27 protein-coding genes and 2 pseudogenes are annotated in these 24,731 nt (G+C 51.8%); 6 read left to right on the top strand and 23 right to left on the bottom strand.

The window, feature by feature from the left end:
- The first annotated feature begins 134 nt into the window (after positions 1-134).
- The 3 genes from ydfG to ydfZ all read left to right on the top strand — a co-directional run bounded on the left by ydfG (position 135) and on the right by ydfZ (position 2,034).
- Positions 135-881 (top strand): bifunctional NADP-dependent 3-hydroxy acid dehydrogenase/3-hydroxypropionate dehydrogenase YdfG, encoded by a 747-nt coding sequence (ydfG, locus tag WES_RS10595; RefSeq protein ID WP_010346482.1) that lies wholly within the window; start codon positions 135-137, stop codon positions 879-881.
- A gap of 88 nt (positions 882-969) precedes the next feature.
- Positions 970-1,656 carry a DNA-binding transcriptional regulator rspR gene (rspR, locus tag WES_RS10600; protein ID WP_000215571.1) on the top strand — a complete coding sequence of 229 codons (687 nt, stop codon included), beginning with the start codon at positions 970-972 and terminating at the stop codon, positions 1,654-1,656.
- A gap of 174 nt (positions 1,657-1,830) precedes the next feature.
- Positions 1,831-2,034, top strand: a complete 204-nt coding sequence (ydfZ, locus tag WES_RS10605; protein ID WP_000214710.1) for a putative selenium delivery protein YdfZ — start codon at positions 1,831-1,833, stop codon at positions 2,032-2,034.
- 35 nt (positions 2,035-2,069) lie between these two features.
- Here the strand turns inward: ydfZ and WES_RS10610 are convergent, their stop codons facing one another.
- The gene (locus WES_RS10610; protein ID WP_016158246.1) at positions 2,070-3,530 is read right to left on the bottom strand and encodes a mannitol dehydrogenase family protein; all 1,461 of its coding nucleotides are present in this window, start codon (positions 3,528-3,530) and stop codon (positions 2,070-2,072) included.
- 89 nt (positions 3,531-3,619) lie between these two features.
- A pseudogene (gene ydfJ, locus WES_RS10615) lies at positions 3,620-4,903 on the bottom strand (MHS family MFS transporter YdfJ); the annotation flags it as partial.
- 603 nt (positions 4,904-5,506) lie between these two features.
- Here ydfJ and WES_RS24040 point away from each other — a divergent pair.
- The 3 genes from WES_RS24040 to WES_RS10625 all read left to right on the top strand — a co-directional run bounded on the left by WES_RS24040 (position 5,507) and on the right by WES_RS10625 (position 6,829).
- Positions 5,507-5,620, top strand: coding sequence for a YnaM/YnfT family protein (locus WES_RS24040; RefSeq protein WP_120795384.1), 114 nt, complete (start codon positions 5,507-5,509; stop codon positions 5,618-5,620).
- Between the two features lie 68 nt (positions 5,621-5,688).
- Positions 5,689-5,922, top strand: coding sequence for a cold shock protein YdfK (ydfK, locus tag WES_RS10620; protein WP_000836768.1), 234 nt, complete (start codon positions 5,689-5,691; stop codon positions 5,920-5,922).
- 316 nt (positions 5,923-6,238) lie between these two features.
- On the top strand, positions 6,239-6,829 hold the full coding sequence (locus WES_RS10625) for a recombinase family protein (protein ID WP_000086527.1): 591 nt from the start codon (positions 6,239-6,241) through the stop codon (positions 6,827-6,829).
- A 97-nt stretch (positions 6,830-6,926) separates the two neighbouring features.
- Here WES_RS10625 and WES_RS0121400 read toward each other — a convergent pair.
- The 21 genes and pseudogenes from WES_RS0121400 to WES_RS10725 all read right to left on the bottom strand — a co-directional run.
- A pseudogene (locus tag WES_RS0121400) lies at positions 6,927-7,037 on the bottom strand (tail fiber assembly protein); the annotation flags it as partial.
- Between the two features lie 19 nt (positions 7,038-7,056).
- Complete coding sequence (locus tag WES_RS10630) at positions 7,057-7,350, bottom strand: hypothetical protein (protein ID WP_000355609.1); 294 nt, start codon at positions 7,348-7,350, stop codon at positions 7,057-7,059.
- A gap of 10 nt (positions 7,351-7,360) precedes the next feature.
- Positions 7,361-8,065, bottom strand: a complete 705-nt coding sequence (locus WES_RS24375; protein WP_000235967.1) for a tail fiber domain-containing protein — start codon at positions 8,063-8,065, stop codon at positions 7,361-7,363.
- A gap of 9 nt (positions 8,066-8,074) precedes the next feature.
- Positions 8,075-8,356 (bottom strand): hypothetical protein, encoded by a 282-nt coding sequence (locus WES_RS10640; protein ID WP_000654154.1) that lies wholly within the window; start codon positions 8,354-8,356, stop codon positions 8,075-8,077.
- Entirely contained in the window at positions 8,353-10,752 is a 2,400-nt protein-coding gene (locus tag WES_RS10645; RefSeq protein WP_016235203.1) for a prophage tail fiber N-terminal domain-containing protein, read from the bottom strand. Before WES_RS10645 ends, WES_RS10640 begins: the two co-directional genes overlap by 4 nt.
- A 64-nt stretch (positions 10,753-10,816) precedes the next feature.
- Entirely contained in the window at positions 10,817-11,416 is a 600-nt protein-coding gene (locus WES_RS10650) for an Ail/Lom family outer membrane beta-barrel protein (protein WP_001228252.1), read from the bottom strand.
- Between the two features lie 67 nt (positions 11,417-11,483).
- Positions 11,484-14,963 (bottom strand): phage attachment tail tip protein J, encoded by a 3,480-nt coding sequence (locus WES_RS10655; RefSeq protein WP_016235202.1) that lies wholly within the window; start codon positions 14,961-14,963, stop codon positions 11,484-11,486.
- Positions 14,964-15,023: 60 nt separating this feature from the next.
- Positions 15,024-15,596: a tail assembly protein gene (locus WES_RS10660; RefSeq protein WP_001306183.1), complete on the bottom strand. Its 573-nt coding sequence runs from the start codon at positions 15,594-15,596 to the stop codon at positions 15,024-15,026.
- A complete protein-coding gene (locus tag WES_RS10665) occupies positions 15,593-16,336 on the bottom strand; it encodes a C40 family peptidase (protein ID WP_032147858.1) in 744 nt (247 codons plus the stop codon). The genes WES_RS10660 and WES_RS10665 overlap by 4 nt, the downstream gene beginning before the upstream one ends.
- 5 nt (positions 16,337-16,341) lie before the next feature.
- Positions 16,342-17,040 carry a phage minor tail protein L gene (locus WES_RS10670; RefSeq protein ID WP_001152612.1) on the bottom strand — a complete coding sequence of 233 codons (699 nt, stop codon included), beginning with the start codon at positions 17,038-17,040 and terminating at the stop codon, positions 16,342-16,344.
- Entirely contained in the window at positions 17,040-17,369 is a 330-nt protein-coding gene (locus WES_RS10675) for a phage tail protein (RefSeq protein WP_000847347.1), read from the bottom strand. The genes WES_RS10670 and WES_RS10675 overlap by 1 nt, the downstream gene beginning before the upstream one ends.
- Complete coding sequence (locus WES_RS10680) at positions 17,366-19,930, bottom strand: phage tail tape measure protein (protein ID WP_016158239.1); 2,565 nt, start codon at positions 19,928-19,930, stop codon at positions 17,366-17,368. Before WES_RS10680 ends, WES_RS10675 begins: the two co-directional genes overlap by 4 nt.
- A complete protein-coding gene (locus tag WES_RS10685; protein ID WP_000459451.1) occupies positions 19,923-20,357 on the bottom strand; it encodes a phage tail assembly protein T in 435 nt (144 codons plus the stop codon). The genes WES_RS10680 and WES_RS10685 overlap by 8 nt, the downstream gene beginning before the upstream one ends.
- Positions 20,339-20,761, bottom strand: coding sequence for a phage tail assembly chaperone G (gene gpG, locus WES_RS10690; RefSeq protein WP_000479165.1), 423 nt, complete (start codon positions 20,759-20,761; stop codon positions 20,339-20,341). The genes WES_RS10685 and gpG overlap by 19 nt, the downstream gene beginning before the upstream one ends.
- A 15-nt stretch (positions 20,762-20,776) precedes the next feature.
- On the bottom strand, positions 20,777-21,517 hold the full coding sequence (locus WES_RS10695) for a phage tail protein (protein ID WP_001467857.1): 741 nt from the start codon (positions 21,515-21,517) through the stop codon (positions 20,777-20,779).
- A 7-nt stretch (positions 21,518-21,524) separates the two neighbouring features.
- Complete coding sequence (locus tag WES_RS10700; RefSeq protein ID WP_000683128.1) at positions 21,525-21,920, bottom strand: phage minor tail U family protein; 396 nt, start codon at positions 21,918-21,920, stop codon at positions 21,525-21,527.
- Entirely contained in the window at positions 21,917-22,495 is a 579-nt protein-coding gene (locus WES_RS10705; RefSeq protein ID WP_016158238.1) for a phage tail protein, read from the bottom strand. Before WES_RS10705 ends, WES_RS10700 begins: the two co-directional genes overlap by 4 nt.
- Before the next feature lie 11 nt (positions 22,496-22,506).
- Positions 22,507-22,860 (bottom strand): head-tail joining protein, encoded by a 354-nt coding sequence (locus WES_RS10710; RefSeq protein WP_000752965.1) that lies wholly within the window; start codon positions 22,858-22,860, stop codon positions 22,507-22,509.
- 11 nt (positions 22,861-22,871) lie between these two features.
- Positions 22,872-23,267 (bottom strand): DNA-packaging protein FI, encoded by a 396-nt coding sequence (locus WES_RS10715; RefSeq protein ID WP_016158237.1) that lies wholly within the window; start codon positions 23,265-23,267, stop codon positions 22,872-22,874.
- A gap of 41 nt (positions 23,268-23,308) precedes the next feature.
- Positions 23,309-24,334, bottom strand: coding sequence for a major capsid protein (locus WES_RS10720; RefSeq protein ID WP_000118192.1), 1,026 nt, complete (start codon positions 24,332-24,334; stop codon positions 23,309-23,311).
- A 55-nt stretch (positions 24,335-24,389) separates the two neighbouring features.
- Positions 24,390-24,722 (bottom strand): head decoration protein, encoded by a 333-nt coding sequence (locus WES_RS10725; RefSeq protein WP_000201478.1) that lies wholly within the window; start codon positions 24,720-24,722, stop codon positions 24,390-24,392.
- Positions 24,723-24,731: the final 9 nt, after the last annotated feature.

Raw genomic sequence — 24,731 nt, 5'->3', positions numbered from 1 at the left:
TCTACTCCTGAAAACGAGGTGTTCCATAGCGTAGGCTTACTAATAACGGAGTGCAATCTTGCAAACCAGTATTACCCGCTCTTAAGCATCACGTGCTATGTTATTGACACACAAAATCGTTGAGGAACAGTGAGATGATCGTTTTAGTAACTGGAGCAACGGCAGGTTTTGGTGAATGCATTACGCGTCGTTTTATTCAACAAGGGCATAAAGTTATCGCCACTGGCCGTCGCCAGGAACGGTTGCAGGAGTTAAAAGACGAACTGGGCGATAATTTGTATATCGCCCAACTGGACGTTCGCAACCGCGCCGCCATTGAAGAGATGCTGACTTCGCTTCCTGCCGAGTGGCGTAATATCGATATTCTGGTAAACAATGCTGGACTGGCGCTGGGTATGGAACCTGCACATAAAGCCAGCGTTGAAGACTGGGAAACCATGATTGATACCAACAATAAAGGCCTGGTGTATATGACCCGCGCTGTCCTGCCTGGCATGGTCGAGCGTAATCATGGTCATATTATTAACATTGGCTCAACGGCGGGTAGCTGGCCATATGCTGGTGGTAACGTTTATGGCGCGACAAAAGCGTTTGTTCGTCAGTTCAGCCTGAATCTGCGCACTGACCTGCATGGTACGGCAGTGCGTGTCACCGACATCGAGCCAGGTCTGGTAGGTGGCACCGAGTTTTCCAATGTCCGCTTTAAAGGCGACGACGATAAAGCGGAGAAAACCTATCAAAACACCGTTGCGCTGACGCCAGAAGATGTCAGCGAAGCAGTCTGGTGGGTTGCCACACTCCCTGCTCACGTCAACATCAACACCCTGGAAATGATGCCGGTTACCCAAAGCTATGCCGGACTGAATGTCCATCGCCATTAATTTTTATACCCGGCTTAACCGCCGGGTTATTGCTTGTCACAAAAAAGTGGTAGACTCACGCAGTTAACCCACTCACAAGCAAGAACGAATGACCGTCGAAACGCAACTTAATCCCACACAACCTGTCAATCAGCAAATTTATCGTATTCTTCGCCGCGACATTGTCCATTGCCTGATCCCTCCGGGCACACCGTTGTCGGAAAAAGAAGTTTCTGTTCGTTTCAATGTGTCACGCCAGCCGGTTCGTGAAGCCTTCATTAAACTGGCAGAAAACGGCCTGATTCAAATTCGCCCGCAGCGTGGCAGCTACGTCAATAAAATTTCCATGACTCAGGTACGCAATGGTAGTTTTATTCGTCAGGCTATTGAGTGTGCCGTTGCCCGCCGGGCGGCGACCATGATTACCGATAGCCAGTGCTATCAGCTTGAGCAAAATCTCCACCAACAACGTATTGCCATTGAACGCAAACAGCTGGATGATTTTTTTGAGTTGGATGATAACTTCCATCAAATTCTGACGCAGATTGCCGACTGTCAGCTTGCGTGGGACACCATTGAAAACCTGAAAGCAACGGTTGACCGCGTGCGCTATATGAGCTTTGACCACGTATCGCCGCCCGATATGTTATTACGTCAACACATGGATATTTTTACTGCTCTACAAAAACATGATGGCGATGCGGTAGAAAAAGCAATGACTCTGCATTTGCAGGAAATAAGTGAATCCGTGCAGCTGATCCGCCAGGAAAATAGCGACTGGTTTAGCGAAGAGTAATTCATTTCCTCTCATCCCATCCGGGGTGAGAGTCCATCCCCTTCTTCTGGTTCATGCAAGCATCAAAAAAGATGTGAACTTGATCATAAACAAAAAAATATTCACTCGACAGGAGTATTTATATTGCGCCCGTTACGTGGGCTTCGACTGTAAATCAGAAAGGAGAAAACACCTATGACGACCTACGATCGTAACCGTAACGCAATCACCACTGGCAGCCGTGTTATGGTTAGCGGCACCGGTCACACTGGCAAGATCCTGTCGATTGACACTGAAGGTCTGACCGCAGAGCAAATCCGTCGCGGTAAAACCGTGGTTGTTGAAGGTTGTGATGAAAAACTCGCGCCTCTGGACCTGATTCGTCTCGGCATGAACTAAGCGTGTGAATGCCGCCGATGGCGGCATTGCTGTTTTTACTTCACGATATATTTCGCTACGGTCGCTTTCGCGCCATGCGCTAATAAAGACAAGTACGCTTCCGTCACCTTTGCAACAAACAAGCTATTGTTCGGCAAATCATCGCCAAATATCGCCTTAATCGCCATCAACGACTGCACACGCTTTTTCCCTTCGGCGCTACTTTGCACAGCCTTTTGAATGACCGGTAGTAACGGATCGCTAATCTCAATCTGATTCCCCTGTTCATCAACACCGCCAACATAACGCATCCAACCAGCGACACCCAGCGCCAACAGATCGAACGTGCTGTCATGTTCCAGATGCCAGCGAATTGAATCCAGCATCCGCTGCGGCAGTTTCTGACTACCATCCATTGCAATCTGCCAGGTCCGGTGGCGTAAAGCCGGGTTACTGTAGCGTTCAATCAGTCGATCGGCATAATCTTGCAGATCCACCCCCTGCACTTTCAGCGTGGGCGCCTGTTCCTGCAACATCAAGACATGTGCTGCATGACGATAATTTTCATCTTCCATACAGTCGTTAATGTGCTGATATCCCGCCAGATAGCCCAGATACGCCAGGAATGAATGGCTGCCGTTGAGCATACGCAGTTTCATCTCTTCATAAGGCAGTACATCGCTGACCAGTTCAGCACCGACTTTTTCCCATTCAGGGCGTCCGGCAACAAAATTATCTTCAATAACCCACTGACGGAAAGGCTCACAGGCCACGCCTGCCGGATCGCGCACGCCGGTAAGTTGTTCGATTTTGTCCAGCGTTTCTGCCGTCACTGCGGGTACAATGCGATCCACCATTGTCGACGGAAAAGTCACGTTTTCTTCTATCCATTGCGCCAGTTTTACATCTACAGCCCTGGCATATGAAGTGACAACGTCACGCATAACGTAACCGTTTTCTGGCATGTTGTCACATGACATGATGGTAAACGCTGGAAGTCCTGCGGCTTTACGGCGAGCCAGCGCCTCGACAATCACGCCTGTTGCTGTTTTCGGCTGGTGGGGATTTTGCAAGTCGGCAGCTACCATCGGGTGATCCAGCATTAACTGTCCGGTCGCCGGAGAGTGGAAATACCCTTTTTCGGTGATTGTCAGAGAGACAATTGCGATTTGCGGTTCACACATCGCGGCCAGCACGGCTTCTAAGCCATCTATTTGTACGTGCAGCGCCTTTTTCACGACGCCGACGACGCGAGCGGTCCACGCATCAGCCGACATTTCTGCAACGGTATAGAGATTATCTTGCTGTTTTAGATCGATGATTTGCTGTTCACCGCCAATCAGGTTCATTTCATAGTAGCCCCAATCGCTGTGATGCTGGGCTGCCAGGATATCGGCATACACGCCCTGATGCGCGCGATGAAATGCACCAAACCCTAAATGAACAATTTTGGGCGCCAGGTTATTACGATCATAAACAGGGAGTGTCGTTTTGGCTGATAACAAATTATTTCCCATGAAAATTCCTTTAATTTCAATATGGCAAGCTGAATGGTTTGTTATATGAATAAAAAAATCCCTCCTCACTAAGAGAAGGGATTCTGGATTTACAGACTTGTTGAAGGTTGCGCAGCTCTTACAACGCGCGGTTGATCTTCTGCAGCATCTTCCAGCGCACTCAAATCGCGGTCTTTAACTTCTGGCATTTTCAGCGCGGAAATTAAGCCGATGACGGAATAAGCCATAATCATTATTGCAATCGGATACCAGGATCCGGTCATGGTACAGAAAATACCGGCCAGAATAGGACCAAAACCTGAAGCGATAAGACCACCAATTTCTTTAGATATTGCCATTCGGGTAAAGCGGTTTTTACAGCCGAACATCTCTGCCATGGTAATGTTTTCCAGGGCAAATAATCCCAACACCGCGCAGTTGTGAATCACAATGAGAGCAACCATGATGGTGCCCGGTGCATAGCTTTTATCTACAATGATAGAAAGCATTGGCCACGCCAGTACAATAGCTGAAGTATTCATAATGATGTAAGGAATACGACGGCCAATTTTATCAGATAACCAACCGAGGAAAGGAATCGTCATAAAACCGATAATAGAACTGATCATTAATGCATCTGTGGGAATTGCTTTATTGAACAGCAAAGTTTGCACTAAATAACCAGCAAGGAAGGTTTGAATCAGACCTGAGTTTCCTGCCTGTCCAAAACGCAGACCCGTTGCCAACCAAAAAGATTTGCTCTGGAACATGCTACCAGCAGGTGCAGGTTTTGCTGTAGGTTGGTTGCTGTCGTTAACCTTCTCAAAGACAGGGCTTTCTTTCAGGTTCATACGCAACCAGATAGCAAAGACCATCACGACAACGCTCGCCAGGAACGGTATACGCCATCCCCATGCCAGCAGTTCTTCTTTACTAAGAATAAAGAACATAAAGGCCCAGATTGCCGTTGCGCTCAACGTACCGCAGTTCGTTCCCATTGCAACGAATGAGGAGATAATGCCGCGTTTACCTTTCGGCGCATATTCCGCCAGCATCGTACCAGCACCGGAAATTTCAGCACCTGCCCCCAGCCCCTGAATAATACGCAGCGTCACCAGCAATATTGGCGCAAAAACACCAATCTGCGCATAGGTCGGCAACACACCAATTAAGGTAGTACAGATCCCCATCATGGTGATGGTAATAAAGAGCACTTTTTTACGCCCTATTCTGTCGCCCATTTTGCCGAAAATAAATGCTCCGACAATACGTGCAACATAACCAGCACCGTAGGTTCCCATTGCCAGAATTAACGCCATTGCGGTTGATGATTCCGGAAAAAATATTTCATGGAATACTAACGCTGCACCGAGCGAGTATAACTGAAAATCCATAATTCACAGGTGTTTTTTCCCATCCTGTGGTTTCCTTGGCGTTTTCTAGGTTTTTTCAGATAGTTGCATTTTTTAAAAAGCATCCTAAGTTCGATCTCAGTGTCTATCTGGGGCCTATTTCTGTCCCATATATGCCCCAAAAAAACTCCTCAACAGATAAGTAGTTTTTTCATGGAGTTACGCGTAAAATCAATAACGGCTGGAAATCATTCAATACTCGCACTATCGAAAAATTTACCAGCCAACCGCAGCACGTTCTTGCATAAGGCGTGTCTGCGGTTTTTCAACTATTCAGATACATCACTCCCATCACATTCATTCCTCCGCATCAAAGGCATATAGGCTATATCACCTTGATATTTTTCTTCTTCAGATAAAAACTGTTATCTATGTATACTTTTAAACCCAATCCGTGTAGAGTCTCTGCATAAGATAGTTTGCAGTTGCCACTTCAGCTTGCGCCATAAACCGCCTGATTTTTGCCGCCATCTGTTAGCATTCCTGTATACCTGAAACGACAATGTTTATCTACGAACTTTAAGAACACCCAGGATAAAAATTGTCAACTATATCATATATAACACATTACTAATTCGAGGCTATATGAACAGCATACTGATAATCACTTCGCTCCTTATCATATTCAGCATTTTTAGTCATGCTCTAATAAAATTAGGGATTGGCATATCCAATAACCCAGACAAAACCGATGTATAAGTCAACATATCCTGAATCAGACATACAATATCGCAATGAAAATCAATAATATTTTAAGGAATATATTCATGAAATCAAAAGACACCCTAAAGTGGTTCCCTGCGCAGCTTCCTGAAGTCAGAATTATCCTAGGGGATGCTGTAGTGGAAGTAGCAAAACAGGGAAGACCTATCAATACCAGAACATTGCTTGATTACATTGAAGGAAACATAAAGAAAAAATCATGGCTGGATAACAAAGAATTATTACAAACAGCGATATCAGTTCTTAAAGACAACCAAAATTTAAATGGTAAAATGTAATATAATAAACTTACTTTTTTATCATTTTTCCACTTTAACAACATTTTGCTCCACTTTTCCACGACCAAACAACTTGAAATCTGGTTAAAATAACACGCAACACTATTCTTCTTCCTTGAGTCCGCCCGGAACTCGAAAAACAAACCGAGTTAAAGCCATTTTTCACAAAATCGATTTTGGGTCTCACCAAAATTACGGGGTTGCATACGCATTCGTTTATTTTCGAACGTGTACATACAAACATGCACAAAAATAATCAAAATTATTTTCTGAGATGCATTATGATATGAACACCAATTTCGTATAGAGTCTCACTATGTCTCGAATTTTTGCTTACTGTCGGATATCAACGCTGGATCAGACCACCGAAAATCAACGCCGGGAAATCGAAAGTGCAGGTTTTAAAATCAAACCTCAGCAAATAATCGAAGAACACATTAGCGGCTCAGCAGCAACCAGTGAGCGTCCTGGTTTTAACCGGTTGCTTGCTCGCCTGAAATGTGGTGATCAATTGATTGTGACAAAACTGGATCGCCTTGGTTGTAATGCAATGGATATCAGGAAAACAGTGGAACAACTGACCGAAACAGGTATCAGAGTGCATTGCTTAGCATTGGGGGGCATTGACCTGACCAGTCCAACAGGAAAAATGATGATGCAAGTAATTTCAGCAGTCGCTGAATTTGAACGAGACCTTTTACTTGAACGCACTCATTCCGGGATAGTAAGAGCCCGGGGCGCAGGAAAACGTTTTGGTCGACCACCTGTGTTAAATGAAGAACAGAAACAGGTGGTATTCGAACGGATTAAGTCAGGTGTAAGTATAAGTGCCATTGCCCGGGAATTCAAAACCTCGCGGCAAACCATTTTAAGAGCCAAAGCAAAACTTCAGACACCTGACATATAAAAAATAATCTCGGTGTGAGATGCCTTACGTCTTCCAAGCCCCCTTCCTTGCCGTAAATGGAAAGATACATCTAATTATAGAATTTATATGTTTTACCCTACGGCAGTGCTGGCCATTCAATATCCTGTGCAGTTGACGTATCAACACGGTTCAGCAACACCCGATACTTCTTCCAGGCTTCCCGCAACGAGGTTTCTTCCTCCGTTGCATATACAGCTCACCTTTTTTCACCCACGATTAACCAACAGCCAGACCAGCAGACACGCCACCACCGGCACCGCAAAATCCATCAGGCTTGCCACATCCCAAGCTCGCGGATCAAAACCGCCCCACCACGGCATATTCATTCGCTTGCCATGCCCGAACATTTCAATCCAGCGATATTCTGCCTGGGTATGTTCACGCGCAATGAAGAACGTACAACCGGCTATCGCTCCGTAAGCCCAGTTTCCGGTAAAAAGACCAACCAGTACCTGCGCAGCCACAGCACAAAGTGCATGAAGGAAAGGTGTTATATCCATTACGCCTCCTTTATCCGATATCGCTTCGGGAAACGGATAACAACTTTAATTCTGACTCAAGTTCATCAACTCTTTCAGTCAGCTTCTGGATATGGTGAATCAGTGGAACAACCAGACGTTCGTACATTACACCTTCGGCAACAAGGCCATTGCTGGAAATGGTTTCCGGTGCATCATCTTCGTTGGCTGGTCGCCAGTGAACAAACTGAGGGGCAATTTCTCCTACTTCCTCGGCAATCAATCCATAGAATCCCCAGTCACGCCTGTCATTTTCGCATTGCGACCTGTACCACACAGGGCGCATCCTGAAAATGAGATCGGCGTGCTCTGAATCTATCGTCTCTACTGAATGTTTATAGCGGATAGACGATGTTGACCGCAGCACAGACGAAATTGCAGGGTCAGGATTAAGATAAAGATTTGCCGCCGCTGTAGTTGTGCCCAATCCCCATAAATAAAACGCTTCACGGCCAGTCAGCGGGTAAAAATCTCCGCCATAACGACCACTTTCCAGATCGTTCACTTCCACTTTGTTTTTCAGCTTATTATCCACTTCTGTTTTTGTGTATCTGGTACTGATATCCTGCTTTGCACTGTCCATATCAGTCTGAAGCGTTGATACTTTTACGTTAATTGAGGAAATATCTTCCTTTGCCTTACTGACATCTCCCTTTAGCGTTTTGATGTCATCAGGAATTACTGTCGATGTAGCCATTTTTCTTCCTCACATCCAGCTACGGAGTTGATGCTCAACAGCAACCGCGTGTTCATCGAATAATGACGATATTTGCGAATCATTAATGATGCGCACATTTACAAAATATCCGTCCTCCTTAACACATACCGGCTCGCCATCTTCAGTCAGTTCTCCGGTTTCTTTGTACACATTACCTATCACGTCAATAAGAATATCATCCTGCATCGACTCGTCATCATAATAGCCAATGCTCTCCATAAAGGCCGAAAAGTCGGCCCTGTCTGCAAATTTGAGTGTTAAATCTTTCATTTAATACTCTCCCCCATTTGCGCATCAGTTAATTCTTTATGCCAGAGACGAAGATTTCTCAAATGGCCGAATAGATGACGAGTTCCCGATGTGGCTTGACCTCCAATTCGAATAAAGGTCCGTGTTTTTACGCCCGTCCACTCCGTTTTCATAGTTTTAGTAGCCTCACCGTTAGAAACTACTCGTTTAGTACCATCAGAATAAATATTAAAACCACCAATGAATTTTCGAACATCAGTTCGACCAGCAAACACACTAGAAACGTAAGTACTTGTCGACGCTTTATAAGTTTGCATATAAAGCTGACCGTAATATTTCTCAGTTGTGTTAAAAGCGTATGTAATTGACTCAATAGGTGGTACACCAGAAAAATCAAAAATACGCGGTGCTACATTAGGAGGAATATCGCCCCAATTTCTATTAACCTCGACAAGACACGTAAGCGGTCTATTATAGATATTATTTTCAGTTGGGATCGTCACCATATCACTGGAGCGGGTTGCGGGTGCAGTTGTCGTAATAACAAAAGATGAAGCACATCCGCCGTTTTCAAATTGTGGTGTTGCAAGGTAAATATAATCTCCCGCTTCAGTTATACCACCTTTTTTCGGCGCATACTGAATCATTGCGCCAATTAAGGTTTCACCTTCAACAGCTTCTATAGTTGCCTCATAGAAAATCCACCCTGTAACCGGATCTTTAGTTGCAGTAGCTGTTATTCTATTGGCTGCTCCGCCAGTTTTTTCTATTATCAGAGTTCCGAAAGTTAAATAAGCATCTCCTAAAAATGTATAAACCGACCCATCGTATTTTTCAAAACGCAAACGACAACGAAGACCATCAGGAGCTTTAACCCTGCATGAAACAGTGCAATACTTATTATCGCCACTAACATCAATCCCCCGGGATGCACTGCATGTATGCAGACTAAGTGCAGATGATTGTCCTGTCATATTATCTTTTGTTCGCATTTTGGCATATGAAAAACCAAATTCATCAACACCATTATTAGTTTTATCGATATTGCTGGTACTCGTCCATTCAGCGGGGGTATTGGATTTAACAAAATAGTTAGTGCGCTGTCCTTCAATCAATAAACCTTCTTTTTCAAATCGTGGTTCATCAATTTTAGCAACACTAAATACGCCTGATTTATTGATATATGTGGCAGTTGATGCGCGTTTAAACTTAACAACCTTGTCGCCAGGCATCGTTATTTCATCATCACCAATAACAATTTTTTTATATGACGGCGAAAAGCCCGTAATCATATCCAGTGAATCGTTAAACGGTATCCACACATCAGGCAGTGGCTGTAAGACATATTTATACGGTTCTGCTGCCTGGCTTGCATACTCTCTGGCTGCGTCTTCACTTGCTTTTGCAGCCATCTGGCTTGCAGCGGATGCTTTCGCCGAGTTAGTCGCCGCAGTCTCGCTCGCCTTTGCGTTGGTTTCACTGGTTTTTGCAGCTTTTTGACTGTTGGCTGATGCAGTGGCAGAAGAAGCCGCCGCACTTGCAGAACCAGCTGCGGCACTCTCGCTTTCAGCTGCTGCATCCTGACTGCTTTTCGCCGCAGTTTCGCTGGCTTTGGCATTCGTTTCGCTGGTCTTCGCTGCCGTCTGGCTGGACTTTGCGTTAGTTTCACTCGTCTTCGCAGCTTTCTGGCTGTTAGCCGCAGCAGTTGCTGATCCAGCTGCTGAAGTCGCAGAACCGGCTGCCGCGCTCTCGCTTTGGGCTGCTGCAACCTGGCTGTTTTTTGCCGCAGTTTCACTGGCTTTGGCATTCGTTTCGCTGGTTTTCGCTGCCGTCTGGCTGGACTTTGCGTTGGTTTCGCTCGTCTTTGCGGCTGTCTCGCTATTTTTCGCGTTGGTTTCTGATTTTTTGGCTGCTGTCGCGGAGTTTGCCGATGCAGTCTGCGAGGTCGCTGCCGCCTGTGCACTATTAGCTGCATTCGTTTCTGAGGTTTTCGCCGCGTTCTTTGATGATGCCGCTGCAGTTTCGGATTTCTTTGCCGCCGCTGCGCTCTGAGAGGCGGCTTCGGCGTTGCGTGCCACTTCTTCCACCATTGCCTCAAAACGACGCAATGCCTCCGGCATGACATCATCTTCCGTCATGGCACCGAGAAAATCATTCAGCGTACCTGGTCTGGAGCCTTCATAGACGGTAATGGTCCCGGCATGTGAAGGCGGAAAACCTTCAACCAGCAGGGTGACGCTGTACTGGCCATACTCAACATCCATGCTGTAACGTCCGGCTTCATCCGGATTTTCAGAAGCCACCGTGTTCACCAGTACCGTGGTGCTGTTACGCTTTGCCTTCAGTTGAATAGTGCAGTTCTGTATTGGTTTTCCCGCACCATCTTTCAGCACACCTGAGATTTTTACTGCTGCCATATCCACTCCACAAAAAAGCCCGCCTGAACCGGCGGGCTGTCATAACACTGTGTTACCTGGCTAATCAGAACTTATAACCGACACCCACGATGAAACCGTCAGTGCGCCAGTCGCCACTGCCGGAGCCTTCATAAGCAATATCAATGGCCACGGATTCGGTCGGGTTAAACTGCACGCCAGCTCCCCACGCCAGAGACGTGTTGCTGTGGCGATCGTCATCACTTCCGGTCAGCACATCGTGCGTTTTCCCCTTGTTGTCAGTTACGCGGAGATAATCCCCGGAGAACGTCGAAACACGGCTGTAAGCCACACCTGCCATCGCATAAGCACTGAACCATTCATTCACGCGTACAGATGGCCCCGCCATCATGCTGAACCAGCGGTTACGCACTGAATCTTCATGCCAGCGGGTATCGCTGTAATGCGTTTTTTGCTCATCTTTGGCATTGGCATAACTGAATGACGTCACCAGCCCCAGCGTGTCCGTAAATTCATAACGGTATTTCACGTTAATGCCCTTCAGGTCATCACTGCCTGGCATATCAGTATGGGTCTGAAGATACCCGGCGCTTAGTGTGGACTGATGCTCTGCTGCGCTCGCTGGCGTACCAGCGGCAACCAGCCAGACTACTGCGGACAGAATAACAGCACATAATTTACGCATAATTACCTCTCGCTTTTCTGCAATAAAAAAGGCGTCATTTCTGACGCCCGTATTGGGGCTATAAAATTCAGCTGATACTGATGCCTGCGGTGGCTTTCTTCATCACCACAACCAGCAAATCGCTGATACTTGCTGTGGGATACCAGTTATTTACCAGCCATGCTGACACCGAAAACTCCAGCGTCATGTGACCGTGACCGGCAGGCATATCAATAACGCCACTGTAAATCAGCGTATTATCCAGCGCGGTACGGTTATAAATTTCAGCACCGTTTTTCCGCACTATCAGACGGCATGAGGAGTAAATATCAGTATGCTCTCTCTCATGCTTAGCGCCGCTGAATGCCACCGCCGGAATAACAATCTGTCGGTCAAACGGCTGATCGTCATAAATCCTGACGGTAATGGTCCCTGATGGCCACCGTTCCGGTGCACGGGAGTCCCGGGGGAAAGCTTTACCCACTGTTTTAACGAGATCGCCTTCAATCTGGTTCGCGGACAGTTTTCCCAGAATCCGGCAGTTCTCGTTAATCGTGACGTTGTTGAGCGTCCCGGAGTTCGCATTCACGTTACCGCTGATATCGGCATTTTTCGCCGTCAGCCGCCCGTCCGGTGTCAGGGAAAATGCCGGAGGATTACCGCCGCTGGTAATGGTGGGAGCCGTCAGATATTTCAGGAACACTTCGTTCATGAATATCTGATCGCCCTGACCAACAAACATCGGCTTTGTGTTGCCATTCGCAGGATTAACCATCGCAATCCTGTCCGCCGCCAGCAGCACCTGACTCTGCATGCCGTCAGGGGTGTTCTCAATACCGGCACCAATACCCGCGATATAAAGGCGTCCGTCCTGCATCTGCTGCAGCTTCACAGCCCACATGCTGTTCAGGTTATTATTTGTATCAACCTGAACCTTCTGTATCTGCTGAATTGCCGCACTCTGGTCTTCCAGTTTCTTATTGACGGTCTGCGTGATTTCATTGCTGACATCCGTAATGGACGTCCTGATTTCAGCCAGGTCAGGCGCAAGCTGACCGTTATCAATCTGCGTCCACAGCTCCTGAGCCAGATGGCTTTTCCCTATCTCGCCTTTGAAAAAATCCAGATAGCCGGATGCATCATCACTCGGCTGGCCAACAGCCTCCACAAATGCCGATTTGCCAACGGTGTTCACACTGCGGATGTAAAAATAATAATCATGGCCCGGTTTGATATTGATACTGGCAGCTATCCAGTACAGCGCCGTGCCAAGATAGCGGGCTGTGGTTTCAACCTGCCTGATATCCGCAATCCGCTTTTCCGAGAACCAGAACTCAAACTGTACCGTCGGATCATAAACGGCAAGATGGGGCGTGGCGGTTATCTGAAAATAGCCCGGCGTCAGCTCAATCCGCGACGGCGCTGCCGGTGCGGCAATCCGGAACGATACCGATGCAGGATCGCCCTGCTGCCCCCAGGCATTTGCCGCCCGGACTGTCAGCCTGTAGCTTCCCAGCGCCAGCTGCCTGAAGCGGTATGTGGTTTCCGTCGTCCGGGCCGTGCTGACCAGCCGCTCACTGCCGTCATCCGCTGCCACGGTCAGGCGAAGCATAAAGCTCACACCCTTCACCACCTTCGGCGTATCCCAGCGCGCCAGCACCTGATATTCCCCGCTGTCTGCAGTGACTTCTGCGGTCAGGTGCTGCACCGCTGGCGGCGTGACACCATTCACCGTGCCACTCTGTTCGCCGTCAAAGTGCGCCCCGTTATCCACGATGGCCTCTTTTTCCGGCACATGCTGCACGGCGGTGATGGCATACGTGCCGTCGTCGTTCTCACGGATACTCACGCAGCGGAACAGTCGCTGGCGCAGCGTCGGCAGCTTCAGCCCCCATACGCTGTATTCAGCAACACCGTCAGGAACACGGCTCACTTTTACCTTCACGCCGTCGGTGACGGACTGAACCTCCACGCTGACCGGATTGCCACTTCCGTCAACCAGGCTTATCAGCGTGGTACCGGAGGATGGCAGCGTGATTTCACGGTCGAGCGTCAGCGTCCGGGTCTGGCTGTTCACCGCCAGCACACGACCACCGGTGCTGATACCGGCATAGTCATCATCGCAGATTTCAATGACATCGCCCGGTACATGGCGAAGCCCTTCAGCACCCACGCTGAAGTCCACGGTCTGCGTTTCCAGCAGTTCCGTTTTAATCAGCCACAGCCCGGCGCGGTGTGCCTGCCCCCGACTGGTACAACCAAAGGCATCCATCTTCGTGACATTACGACCGTAACGGGCAATGGCCTGCGTATCTTCAACAAGCTCTGTCGCCGTCTCCCAGCCGTTGTCCGGGTCAATCCAGTTCACCTCAACGGCATTATGGCGGTCCTTCAGGGCGCTGAAGCTGTAGCGGAACGGCGCGCCATCATCCGGCATCACCACATTACTGCGGTTATAGGTCCACACCTTATCTGATGGTCGGTCCTGCACGAACGTCAGCGTCTGCCCGTTCCATACCGGCATACAGCGCATCGCCGAGCAGAAATCACTGAGCACATCCCACGCCTTACGCTGCGTGGTCAGGTAAGCGTTACAGGTGATGCGCGGCTCCGTGCCGCCAAAACCGTCCGGCACCGACTGGTCGCAATACTGTCCGATGACATACAGCGCCCATTTGTCCACATCCGCCGCACCAAGACGTTTCCCCATGCCGTAGCGCGTATGGGTCAGCATATCCCACAGACACCAGGCCATGTTGTTGCTGTATGCCGGTTTAAACGTTCCGTCCCAGATACCGCTGTATTGCCGCGTCTGCGGGTTATAATTCGACGGCACCTGCAGAATACGCCCGCGAAGATGATAATTACGGCTCACCTGCTGACTGCCGAACTGTTCCGAGTCCACCTGCACGCCGACCAGTGCCGTGTTCGGGTAGCACTGTTTCACATCGATGATTTCGGTGTATGACGACCAGAGCGTTTTGTTCTGCAGCTGGTCTGTGGTGCTGTCCGGCGTCATCCTGCGCATCCGGATATTAAACGGGCGCGGCGGCAGGTTATCCACCACCACCGAGGCCAGATACTGTGAGGTGGTTTTGCCCTTAATGGTGATGTCTTTTTCCGTCACCCAGCCACCATTACGCTGTATCTGAACCAGCAGGCGAACTTCCGACAGATTCCGGTCCCCCTTTGAGGTGGTTTCCACCAGTGCCTGCACACCGAAGGTAAAGCGCAGACGGTCGATGTTTGCCGACGTGATGGTCCGGGTAATCGGCGTGTCGTATTTCACTTCCGTACCCAGCACCGTCTCGGAGCCGGAGGATTCAAATCCCTCCGGCGGTGTCTGCTCCTGCTCACCTGCCCGGAACACCACCGTGACACCGGAGATATTGGTATTCCCCTCACTGTCCAGCACTGGCGTACTGTTCAGCAGCACACTTTTTAATCCGTCCACCGGACCTTCAACCGGCCCTTCACTGATGGCGTCTATCACGCTCAGCATCTGGGATGATTTCAGGTTGTCCTTCGCTTCGCGCGGGGTATGCCCCTTACTGCTGCCTTTACCCATTCGTCATGATCCATAAACGATAAAACCGCCCGGAGGCGGTTTCACATAAAACATTTTGCATCAGCGACCAATCACCACAACCTGACCACCATCCCCTTCGTCTGCCGTGCTGATCTCCTGAGAAATCACGCGTGACCCCACGCGCATTTCACCGTACAGAACGGGCAGAACATTCCCCTGGGCAACCATGTTATCCAGTGAGGAGAAATAGGTGTTCTGCTTACCGTTATCCGTTGTCTGTGTGCGGGGAGTTCTGGCTTTCGGTGCCAGCATCTGCGCCACACCACCGAGCACCATACTGGCACCGAGAGAAAACAAAATGCCGGTCATACCACCGGCACCAATGGCTGCCCCCCATGCTGCAAGGGTGGCTCCGGCGGTAAAGAATGATCCGGCAATGGCGGCTGCTCCCAGGACAATCTGGAATACACCACCTGACTTGGCCCCGGCGACTCTGGGAACAATATGAATCACAGCGCCATCAGGCAGAGTCTCATGTAACTGCGCCGTTAATCCGGACGTGCTGACGTCCCGCCCGGCAATCCGTACCTGATACCAGCCGTCGCTCAGTTTCTGACGAAACGCCGGGAGCTGTGTGGCCAGTGCGCGGATGGCTTCAGCCCCCGTTTTCACACGAAGGTCGATGCGGCGGCCAAATCGTTGCAAATCCCCGTAAAGGCAGATGCGTGCCATTCCCGGTGACGCCAGAGGGAGTGTGTGCGTCGCTGCCATTTGTCGGTATACCTCTCTCGTTTACTCAGTTGTTCAGGAATATGGTGCAGCAGCTCGCCGTCGCCGCAGTAAATTGCGGCATGATTCGGCACCGATGAACCAAAGCAGCACAGCAGCACATCGCCCGGCTGCGCCGCTGACAACGGCACCTGATACAGCCCTGTGGCCTCCAGATTATCCAGATAGAGATTCTGACCGTTACGCCACCAGTCATCCTCGCGATGAAAATCCGGCATCTCAATCCCCGCCAGATGGTAAGCATCCCGGAACAGCGTGTAACAGTCCGTCACCCCGTGCTCAAAGCGCCGCCCGGAAAGATGTGGCACACAGCGGAACTTGTGAATCGCCCCCCGGCAAACCAGCCACCACGGCAAATCACTCTGCACCTGCAGCCGCCGGTCGGTCTCACTCAGCCAGGGCAGACCACCGGGGTGGCTGTGGACCAGCGCCACAATCTCACCCTGCATCTCTGCCCGCAGCCAGTCCTCCGGCGACATCCGGAAATACTCCTCCGGCTCACCGGAGATATTCACGCAGGGAAAATATCTTTCCCCCTCCGGTGTTCTCACCACGAAGCCGCACGACTCCGCTGGCGCACATCGCCGGGCGTGCGCCAGAATCGCTGATTCTGTCTCTGTCATGGGATTCACTGCGAAAGTTTGTTAATGGAAAGGAAGCCGCCAAAGTTGCCGACGTTATTGCGAAACTTACAGCCGCTCAGGCATTTGCTGCATTTATCCTTCGTGATATCGGACGTCGGCTGATCATATTCATCCGCGACCGCCGGACCGTGATAACCGCACTCATCACCGCGATAGGTCCAGGTGCAGGTGTTGGCCAGCATGATACGTCCCGGAAAAACGGCACCGTCCGTTTCCGTCGGCGTGGACAGTACAAAAGAGGCACTCACCGCGCTCAGTTCGCTGCACTGCTCGATGCGCCAGCGGCTGATCACCTCCTGCTCCGGATCGGCGTCACTGTTTCCGTTGACGAAGTTCACCGCATCCAGAAAACGGGCGTAAACCTTACGCCGGACCACCGTTCCTCCGACCAGACTCTGCAGGTCTTCCGCCATCCCGGTGACCATACCGTACAGGTTAGAAACCGTCAGCGTGGGGCGCGTACTGGTGCCTTTGCCATTCAGTTCAAAACCACTCCCCTGAATGGGATACGGCTGATACTGTCGCCCCTGCCAGGTGACCGGCTCACCTTTTTCGTTCTGCTCATTACAGAAAAAATAACGTTCTCCACCGACCTCTGTCAGGTCGATTTCCCAGAGCACCACGCTGGCCGACTGCTCCGCACGGGTGCATTCATTCAGTGTTTCCTGCCGGATATCCTGCATCAGTTCACCACCTGTTCAAACTCTGCGCTGAACTCAACACGCAGCATACTGACCCGCGACGACCATTTTGCGCAGGTCACCTTTATCTGCCGCCACTCATAAGGCGGCGTCCACAGAAAGGATTTCCAGCCCCCGTGCTCTTCCAGAAACGACTCCAGTACCGTGGCCTCCTCACGGGGGACAGAAAGCGTCACGCTGTACGTTTTCAGGTTGGCATTCAGCCCGGCAGGCGCTCGCTGGGAATAGCCATCACCAAAGCGCACCTTTCTTACAGAAGGGGCCGAAGCCACATCCATACCGGGTTTCACTTTCCAGCGGAAGGTTTTCATCGTCCACCTCCGGAGAACAGACCACCATCACGCATCTGCCCGGTCACAACATCCATTGCCGCCTTACGGGCTACGTCATAAACAGCCTTCAGCGCCTGTGGCCCTATCTGACCGTTCGTGCCGTCGTTGTTAATCACCACATGGTTATTCTGCTCAAACGTCCCGGACGCCTGCGACCGACTGTCCGCCATGCTGCCCGGTGTACCGACATAACCGCCGGTGGCATAGCCGCGCATAAGCCGGTAAAGATTCCCCACGCCAATCCGGCTGGTTGCCTCCTTCGTGAAGACAAATTCACCACGGTGAACAATCCCCGCTGGCTCATATTTGCCGCCGGTTCCCGTAAATCCTCCGGTCGCAAAATGGAATTTCGCCGCAGATGCCTGAATGGCTGTACCGCCTGACGCTGATGCACCGCCAATGACACTGCCGACACTCCCGACGATCCCCACCATTGCCTGCTTAAGCAGAATTTCTGTCATCATGGACAGCACGGAACGGGTGAAGCTGCGCCAGTTCTGTTCACTGCCGGTCAGCATCGCCGCCATATTCTGTGCAATACCATCAAAGGTCTGCGTGGCTGCACTTTTAACCTGCGACATACTGTCCGTGGCGCTCTCTTCCCACTCACTCCAGCCTGACCTGAGGCCTGCCATCCAGCTCCCGCGAAGCTGGTCTTCAGCCGCCCAGGTCTTTTTCTGCTCTGACATGACGCTATTCAGCGCCAGCGGATTATCGCCATACTGTTCCTTCAGGCGCTGTTCCGTGGCGTCCCGCGCTGCCTGCCGGTCAGTCAGCCCCCGGTTTTTCGCCTCAATGGCTGCCCGTTTTGCCCGTTGCTGCTGTGCGAATTTATCCGCCTGCTGCGCCAGCGCGTTCAGGTGCTCCTGATACGTGACCTTATCGCCAAGTGCAGCCAGCTGGCGTTTGTACTCCAGCGTCTCATCTTTATGCGCCAGCAGGGATTTCTCCTGTGCGGACAGCTGGCGACGTTGCGCCGCCTCCTCCAGTACCGCGAACTGACTTTCCGCCTTCCACAAATCCCGGCGCTGCTGGCTGATTTTCTCATTCGCTCCGGCATGCTTCTCCAGTGTCCGGAGTTCTGCCTGAAGCGTCAGCAGGGCAGCATGAGCACTGTCTTCCTGACGATCGCCCGCAGACACTTTCACGCCGGACTGCTTCGGCTTTTTCAGCGTCGCTTCATAGTCCTTTTTCGCCGCCGCCATCAGCGTGTTGTAATCTGCCTGCAGGATTTTTCCGTCTTTCAGTGCCTTATTCAGTTCCTCCTGGCGGGCGGTATATTTCTCCAGCGGTGTCTGCAGGCGTTCGTAAGCCTTCTGCGCCTCTTCGGTATATTTCAGCCGTGATGCCTCAGACTCGGCCCGATCTTTTGCTGCCATCTCACTGGCCTTTTCAAGATCTGCCTGCAACGTGGCGGCTGAAAGCCCAAGTCGCGCATTCTCTCTCTTCTCCCATGCCCCCCGGAGATTGGCAAGAAATGCTGACGTTTTACCGCGCCGGTGGCTTCGGCTCTGATACCACTGCCATTTTTTATCCGCTTCATCAAAAGCCTTTTCAGCTTTGGCGAGCATATCTGCAGAGGAGTCCGGGCGACCAATATCCAGCACCGCATCCCACATGGATTTGAATGCCTGTGCAGTCCTGTCTGCCCAGGTCTCCAGCGTACCCATGTTATCTTTCAGTTTACGGGTCTGGTCATCAAACCCTTTCGTTGCGGCCTCGTTCGCCGCCTGCAATGCCCCGGCCCCATCGCCGGAACGCTGCAACTGAGCAACATACGCAATCTGTTCCGCCGTCACGTTATGGAACTGGCGCGCCATCGCCGTCAACCCAGACGTCGGGTCAGTGGTCAGCTTCCCGAAGGCTTCAGCGACCTTGTCCACCTCCACGCCGGATGCAGAGGAGAAACGCGCCACACTCTGGCTGATTGCCTCAAACTGCTCACCACCACGCACACCGGCATTCACCAGCGCCGTCAGTGACTCGCTGGTCTGGTTAAACGTCAGCCCTGCCGCCTGCCCGGATCTGGACAGGGCCAGCATACGATCTGCCGTCAGTCCCGCCTGATTACCGGAAAGGACCAGCGTTTTATTGAAATTGGACAGGGTTGAGTCACCCTGATACCAGGCATACGCCAGCGCACCGGTCGCCACCGCCAGCGAGGTGGCCCCGACCATCGGCAGGGTGATCGCACCGGCAAGCCCCCTGAACATGGGGATCATCCCGCCGAAGGAGTCCTTCACCTGACCACCCTGTTGCAGCAGGATCAGCCACGGACTTTGCCCGCCTGCAAGCTGCGTGGCCACGTCAGTGAACTGCGCAGGCAGCATACGCATGGCAGCTTTATACTGCCCGACGGAAATCCCCGCTTTCTGTGCAGCCAGAGCCTGTCGGCTCAGCGACTGTTCAACGACTGCCGCTGTTTTTTTCGCATCACTTTCCGTACCGGAAAAATGACGCCTGACTCTGGCCATCTGCTCGTCAAATCTGGCCGCATCCAGACTTAAATCAACGACCAGATCGCCTACCGGTTCAGCCATACCGGACTCCTCCTGCGATCCCTTCTGATACTGTCATCAGCATTACGTCATCCTCCGTCATGCCCGCCATATCCGGGGAAGCGGGGATAACTTCATTTCCGTCCGGGGCAAAGCGGACGCCTCCGGCAAGCCCTGCCGCTTTCTGCATCAGCACATCATCTTCAGGCTCTTCGTCAGCCTCACGCCGGTTCAGCAGACTGAAATCCAGCGGATGCATATCCGGATCGCTGAAAAACAGGCTGAGCACGGTGTACGTCAGCCCGGAAAAGTGCATATCCAGCAGAACATCATGAAAATAATGGGTACTGTAAAAGCGGTGCCAGTCGGCATACTCTGTGGATGACATCCCGGCAAGCATGGCGCGCCAGTCAGGTCGCCCCATCTCACGCGCCAGTTTCAGGGCAAAACTCAGCTCACCGTCGAACACTTTCCCGCAGAAACAGGCTCTGCAGACCCGGCGTCCTCTGCCTGTTCAGGGGCATCATTCACCACAAACTCATACATACCGGACAGCCGGTACACCACGTTTTCAGCATGAGAAATTGCCTCTGTAGGCCAGGTGGTAAGCACTTCCTGCTCAATCTGTTTAACGGCTTCATTCATGGAAGGCAGCTTTGTCTTCTGCGGATGGTTATGCCACAGGGACATCGCCACCACAAAAGCACCGGTTCTGATGGCGTCTTCCACAGTAAACTTCCGGTTGCTGTCTGACTCCGCCTGTTCTGCCTGCCGTTTCATCAGGGCGAGATGCTCAATACGCTGCAGGGCTGACAGTTCAGAAAGTGTGACGGTCACGCCGTTATGTTCAAATGATTCTGTTTTCAGGAACATCGCTGACTCTCCGGATTAACTGGCGGTGACGGTGATTTCTGCAACCGCAGCAAACTCACCATTACCGGATACAACCGGAATGTTGACCTTGCCTGCAGCAACGCCGTTCACGGTGATGGTCATACCACTGACCGACACGGTGGCTTTTGTTTTATCCGCTGACACCGCACGGAAGCTCTTGTCGGTTGCGCCTTCCGGCTGGAATGCCACGGTCAGCGTCGTGCTCTGCCCTTTCACTACGGAAGCACTGGCTGGCGTTACCGTCATGCCGGTGGCCGCTGTTACCGTGCTGCGATCTTCTGCCATCGACGGGCGTCCCACATTGGTGACCTTCACCGTGCGGGTGATCACTTCCTTCGCCGTCACCGCTTTACCGATACTGCTGACCCAGCCACGGAACACATCGACCGTGCCGTTCGGGAAGCGGATTTTATAGGCACGGGTATCACCTTCATTAAACCACGCCAGCAGCGCCTGCTGCCCCTGCTCTCCGGGCATCCACGCCAGCGTGAAGCTGGTATCTCCGGCTGATTTCTGCCCCTGCCCGGTCGCAGTCCAGTCCGCATCCTCATCATCGAGATAACTGTCGTCATAGGACTCAGCGGTCAGTTCGCCGGGCGTCAGGTCTTTAACTTTTGCCAGACGCGACCAGTCAACGTCTGAAAGCGGGTTCGCATAAGGGTCACCGTTCCCCTTATAAACCCACAGTGTGGTCCCGGCCCCTTTCACCGGCATTGTAGGATTTGGTACAGGCATATCGTCCTCACATTTCATAGGTAATAACATACGTCAGATCGGCTGAACTCCACAGGCCCGCATCATCGTCGCGTCGGTAGTCATAGCCACTGGCCACCATACTGGTGATCAAATCTGACAGTGCCGGAATATCGCTCATCACCGGATAAATCCGGGACTCCATCCACGAATCCAGCTCTGAATCCGGCACCTGAGCAGGCAGGAAAACTTCAATATGCAGCTCCGCCTGCCAGGTATCGCTGTCCAGCTCTTCGCCCGTGTATTCAGCGCCGGTGAGATAAACGGCAATTGCCGGAAAATCCGCCTCATCAAAAACAGCGGGGCGACCATCAAAAAGCGTCGCCCCGGTGTCATGCTTCTCCAGTGCATCCAGTACGGCTGCACGGAGTTCAGTATGTTTCATCGCTTTATTACCATTCTCAGTTGATGCTGCAGCGCATAGCCCAGCTCTTTCGGAAGACGCTCACGCCGTATCCGTTCAATATTCTGTTTAAACGCCGTGGTCAGTGGCACCGCCATCGGGATTTTCACCACATCAATGGGGTAACGGTTTTTCCCGGCCACACGCTGCATAACATGCCAGCGGCCATTTTTCAGTTGCTGAATAAACGCGCCGGGAATACGACGGTTTCCCACCACAAGCACGCTGCCGCCACCTTTCCGGGATGAACGCTGCCCCTTTTTACGACGTCTGCGGCGGGAAAGGACAACCCGCGCGTTACCCAGCTTGATTACGGGCAAATCCCCCCGGTTAACCCTGATTCTGGCCTGCGGATTTTTGACCGTGGCCCTTTTCAGCCTGGCCCTTTCCTTTACCAGTTTCCGGCGTACCTTTGTCTCACGGGCAACCCGTGCCACCGACTGCGATATCGCGGATGAAGCAACGCGGTTAATGGCCATTGCGGCGGCACCGGGCACCGCCGTTCTGCTGATACGGCTTAGGTTTTCAACGGCCTGCTCAAGACCTTTTATGGCCATACATCCCCCTTTCAGCGGCGACGGTTAACGGCAGGCGGTACGCCCCGCCCAAGCCAGAGATGACAGCTTCCGCCATCATCCGGCGAAATCCGGTCTATCCAGAAGTTTTCCTCACCGATGGTCAGCGTGTCGCCGCGCCGCAGCTGCCGCACCTCATCAGTCCGGACAAACAGGGACGGGCTGGAGCCTTCAACGCGCACGCCCTGTCCGGCATAGCTGATATTTTCAGGGTCATCAAAAACACCACGTATCACAGCACCGGACTGCTCACCGGATGTCATGGTGGCTGACGTTCCCATGTACCCGCGTATCGTTTCATCGGCGCAGGCAATGGCCGCATCGAACAGGTTATCGAAATCAGCCACAGCGCCTCCCGTTATTGCATTCTGGCCAGGCCGCGCTCTGTCATTTCAGCTGCCACACCGGCAGAGACACGGAACGCCGTTCCCGGCAGCACAAATGCCACAGCCTCATCCCGCGTGGCGTGAAGTGCATCAGTATGCAGCGTCACCAGTGCCACAACCGTGACCAGATCAGCCGTATCAGTCACGGTATCCGGCTGCGCTGATACCACCTCATTTTTATGTCCGGTCAGCACATTTTCCGGGCTGAGAGGGGTCTCCTGACCGGCAGTGTCGCCCGTGTCATCAAGCTCTTCTTCCAGCTCTGCCACACGGAGCGCCAGTTCTTCTTTCGTCCCCGTCAGGCTGATATCACGGTTCAGTTGTTCACCCAGCGAGCGGAGACGGGCAATCAGTTCATCTTTCGTCATGGACTCCTCCACAGAGAAACAATGGCCCCGAAGGGCCATGATTACGCCAGTTGTACAGACACGAACTCATCAGGGTCAGCCAGCAGCATCAGCGGTGCTGACTGAATCATGGTGAACTCACGCGCCGGGTCGCCGGTGGTCACCCAGTTTTTCGGGTAACGGGCAGAGGCGTTAATGCCTTCGCGCTGTGCGTCCGCATCCTGAATGCAACCATAGGTGCGCAGACCGCGTGCCTGAGTGTTCCCCAGCACCATCGTGTTGTCCGGCAGGAAGTTCTTTTTGACGCCGTTTTCCACGTACTGTCCGGAATACACGACGATGGCCACATCGCCATACATTCCCTTATAAGACACCGCTTTGCCCAGGTCTTTTACCGCTGTCTCCAGCTCGGAATGAGAGCCGCGACGGGTATCCAGCTTCTCCCTGACGGCCTTGAAGGAACGGAACAGCGCCCAGCCTTTCGGATCAAACACGATGATATTCACCACACCGCTGGCGTTCAGCGCGTAGGCTTCGATATCGTCGGTCGGGTCATACGTGGACTTGTCACGCTTGCTCCACTCCGTGCCGCCGGACTGCGTGATGTTATTCGCCGCACTGCGGCCCATATCCACCTCAACCGGATCGAAGGCTTCACCGGTCATGGTGTATTTGCCCTTAAGCACGGCAGAAACTGCCTGCATCTCTTCGACCTGGGCAATCGCCAGATTTTCATCCAGCATATTCTGCCGAATAATACGGCGACGACGGTAAGCCGGGTCAGCCAGGTTCTGCGGATCTTCATCCGGCAGGCGACGCAGGGTCATCTGCGGATTCACCTCATGCTTGGGTTTGACATAACCCGGCGTAAATTCAGAGGTGGAGCCGCCACGGGATCGGATAACCTCACCGGAAACAATCGGCGAAACGTACAGCGCCATGTTTACCAGTCCCGGAATTTGTGAGAGATAGACTTTTTCCGTGGTGAAAGGATAGGTTTCACGGAAAAACAGGCGCAGAAACAGCGGATCGAACTTAAAGTGATGCTGGGTCGATGCCAGTAATTCTGCAGTTGTATATACAGACATAAATTATTTCCATAAAAAAAGCCGCACAGGCGGCCTTTGTTGATGAAGGGGAAGATTAAACGATGCTGATTGCCGTTCCGGCAAACGCGGTCCGTTTTTTAGTCTCGTCGCTGGCAGCCTCCGGCCAGAGCACATCCTCATAACGGAACGAGCCGGACTTGTAGAACGTCAGTGTGGTGCTGGTCTGGTCAGCAGCAACCGCCAGAATGCCAACGGCTGCACCGTCGGTGGTGCCATCCCACACAACCAGCTTACGGGTAGTGCCATCCAGCATCAGCGGGGTCATTGCAGGCGTTTTCGCACTCAATCCGCCAGGCGCAATTGCTGTATGAGCCGGATCACTGTTACCCAGCGGCTGGTAATGGTTAAACTCTTCTTTTGTCGCCATAACTGCCTC

It is taken from the genome of Escherichia sp. KTE31, from assembly GCF_000407925.1.
Taxonomy (GTDB): domain Bacteria; phylum Pseudomonadota; class Gammaproteobacteria; order Enterobacterales; family Enterobacteriaceae; genus Escherichia; species Escherichia ruysiae.
Note: the sequence above shows the minus strand (reverse complement) of the source record. Positions and strands in the feature narration are given on the sequence as shown.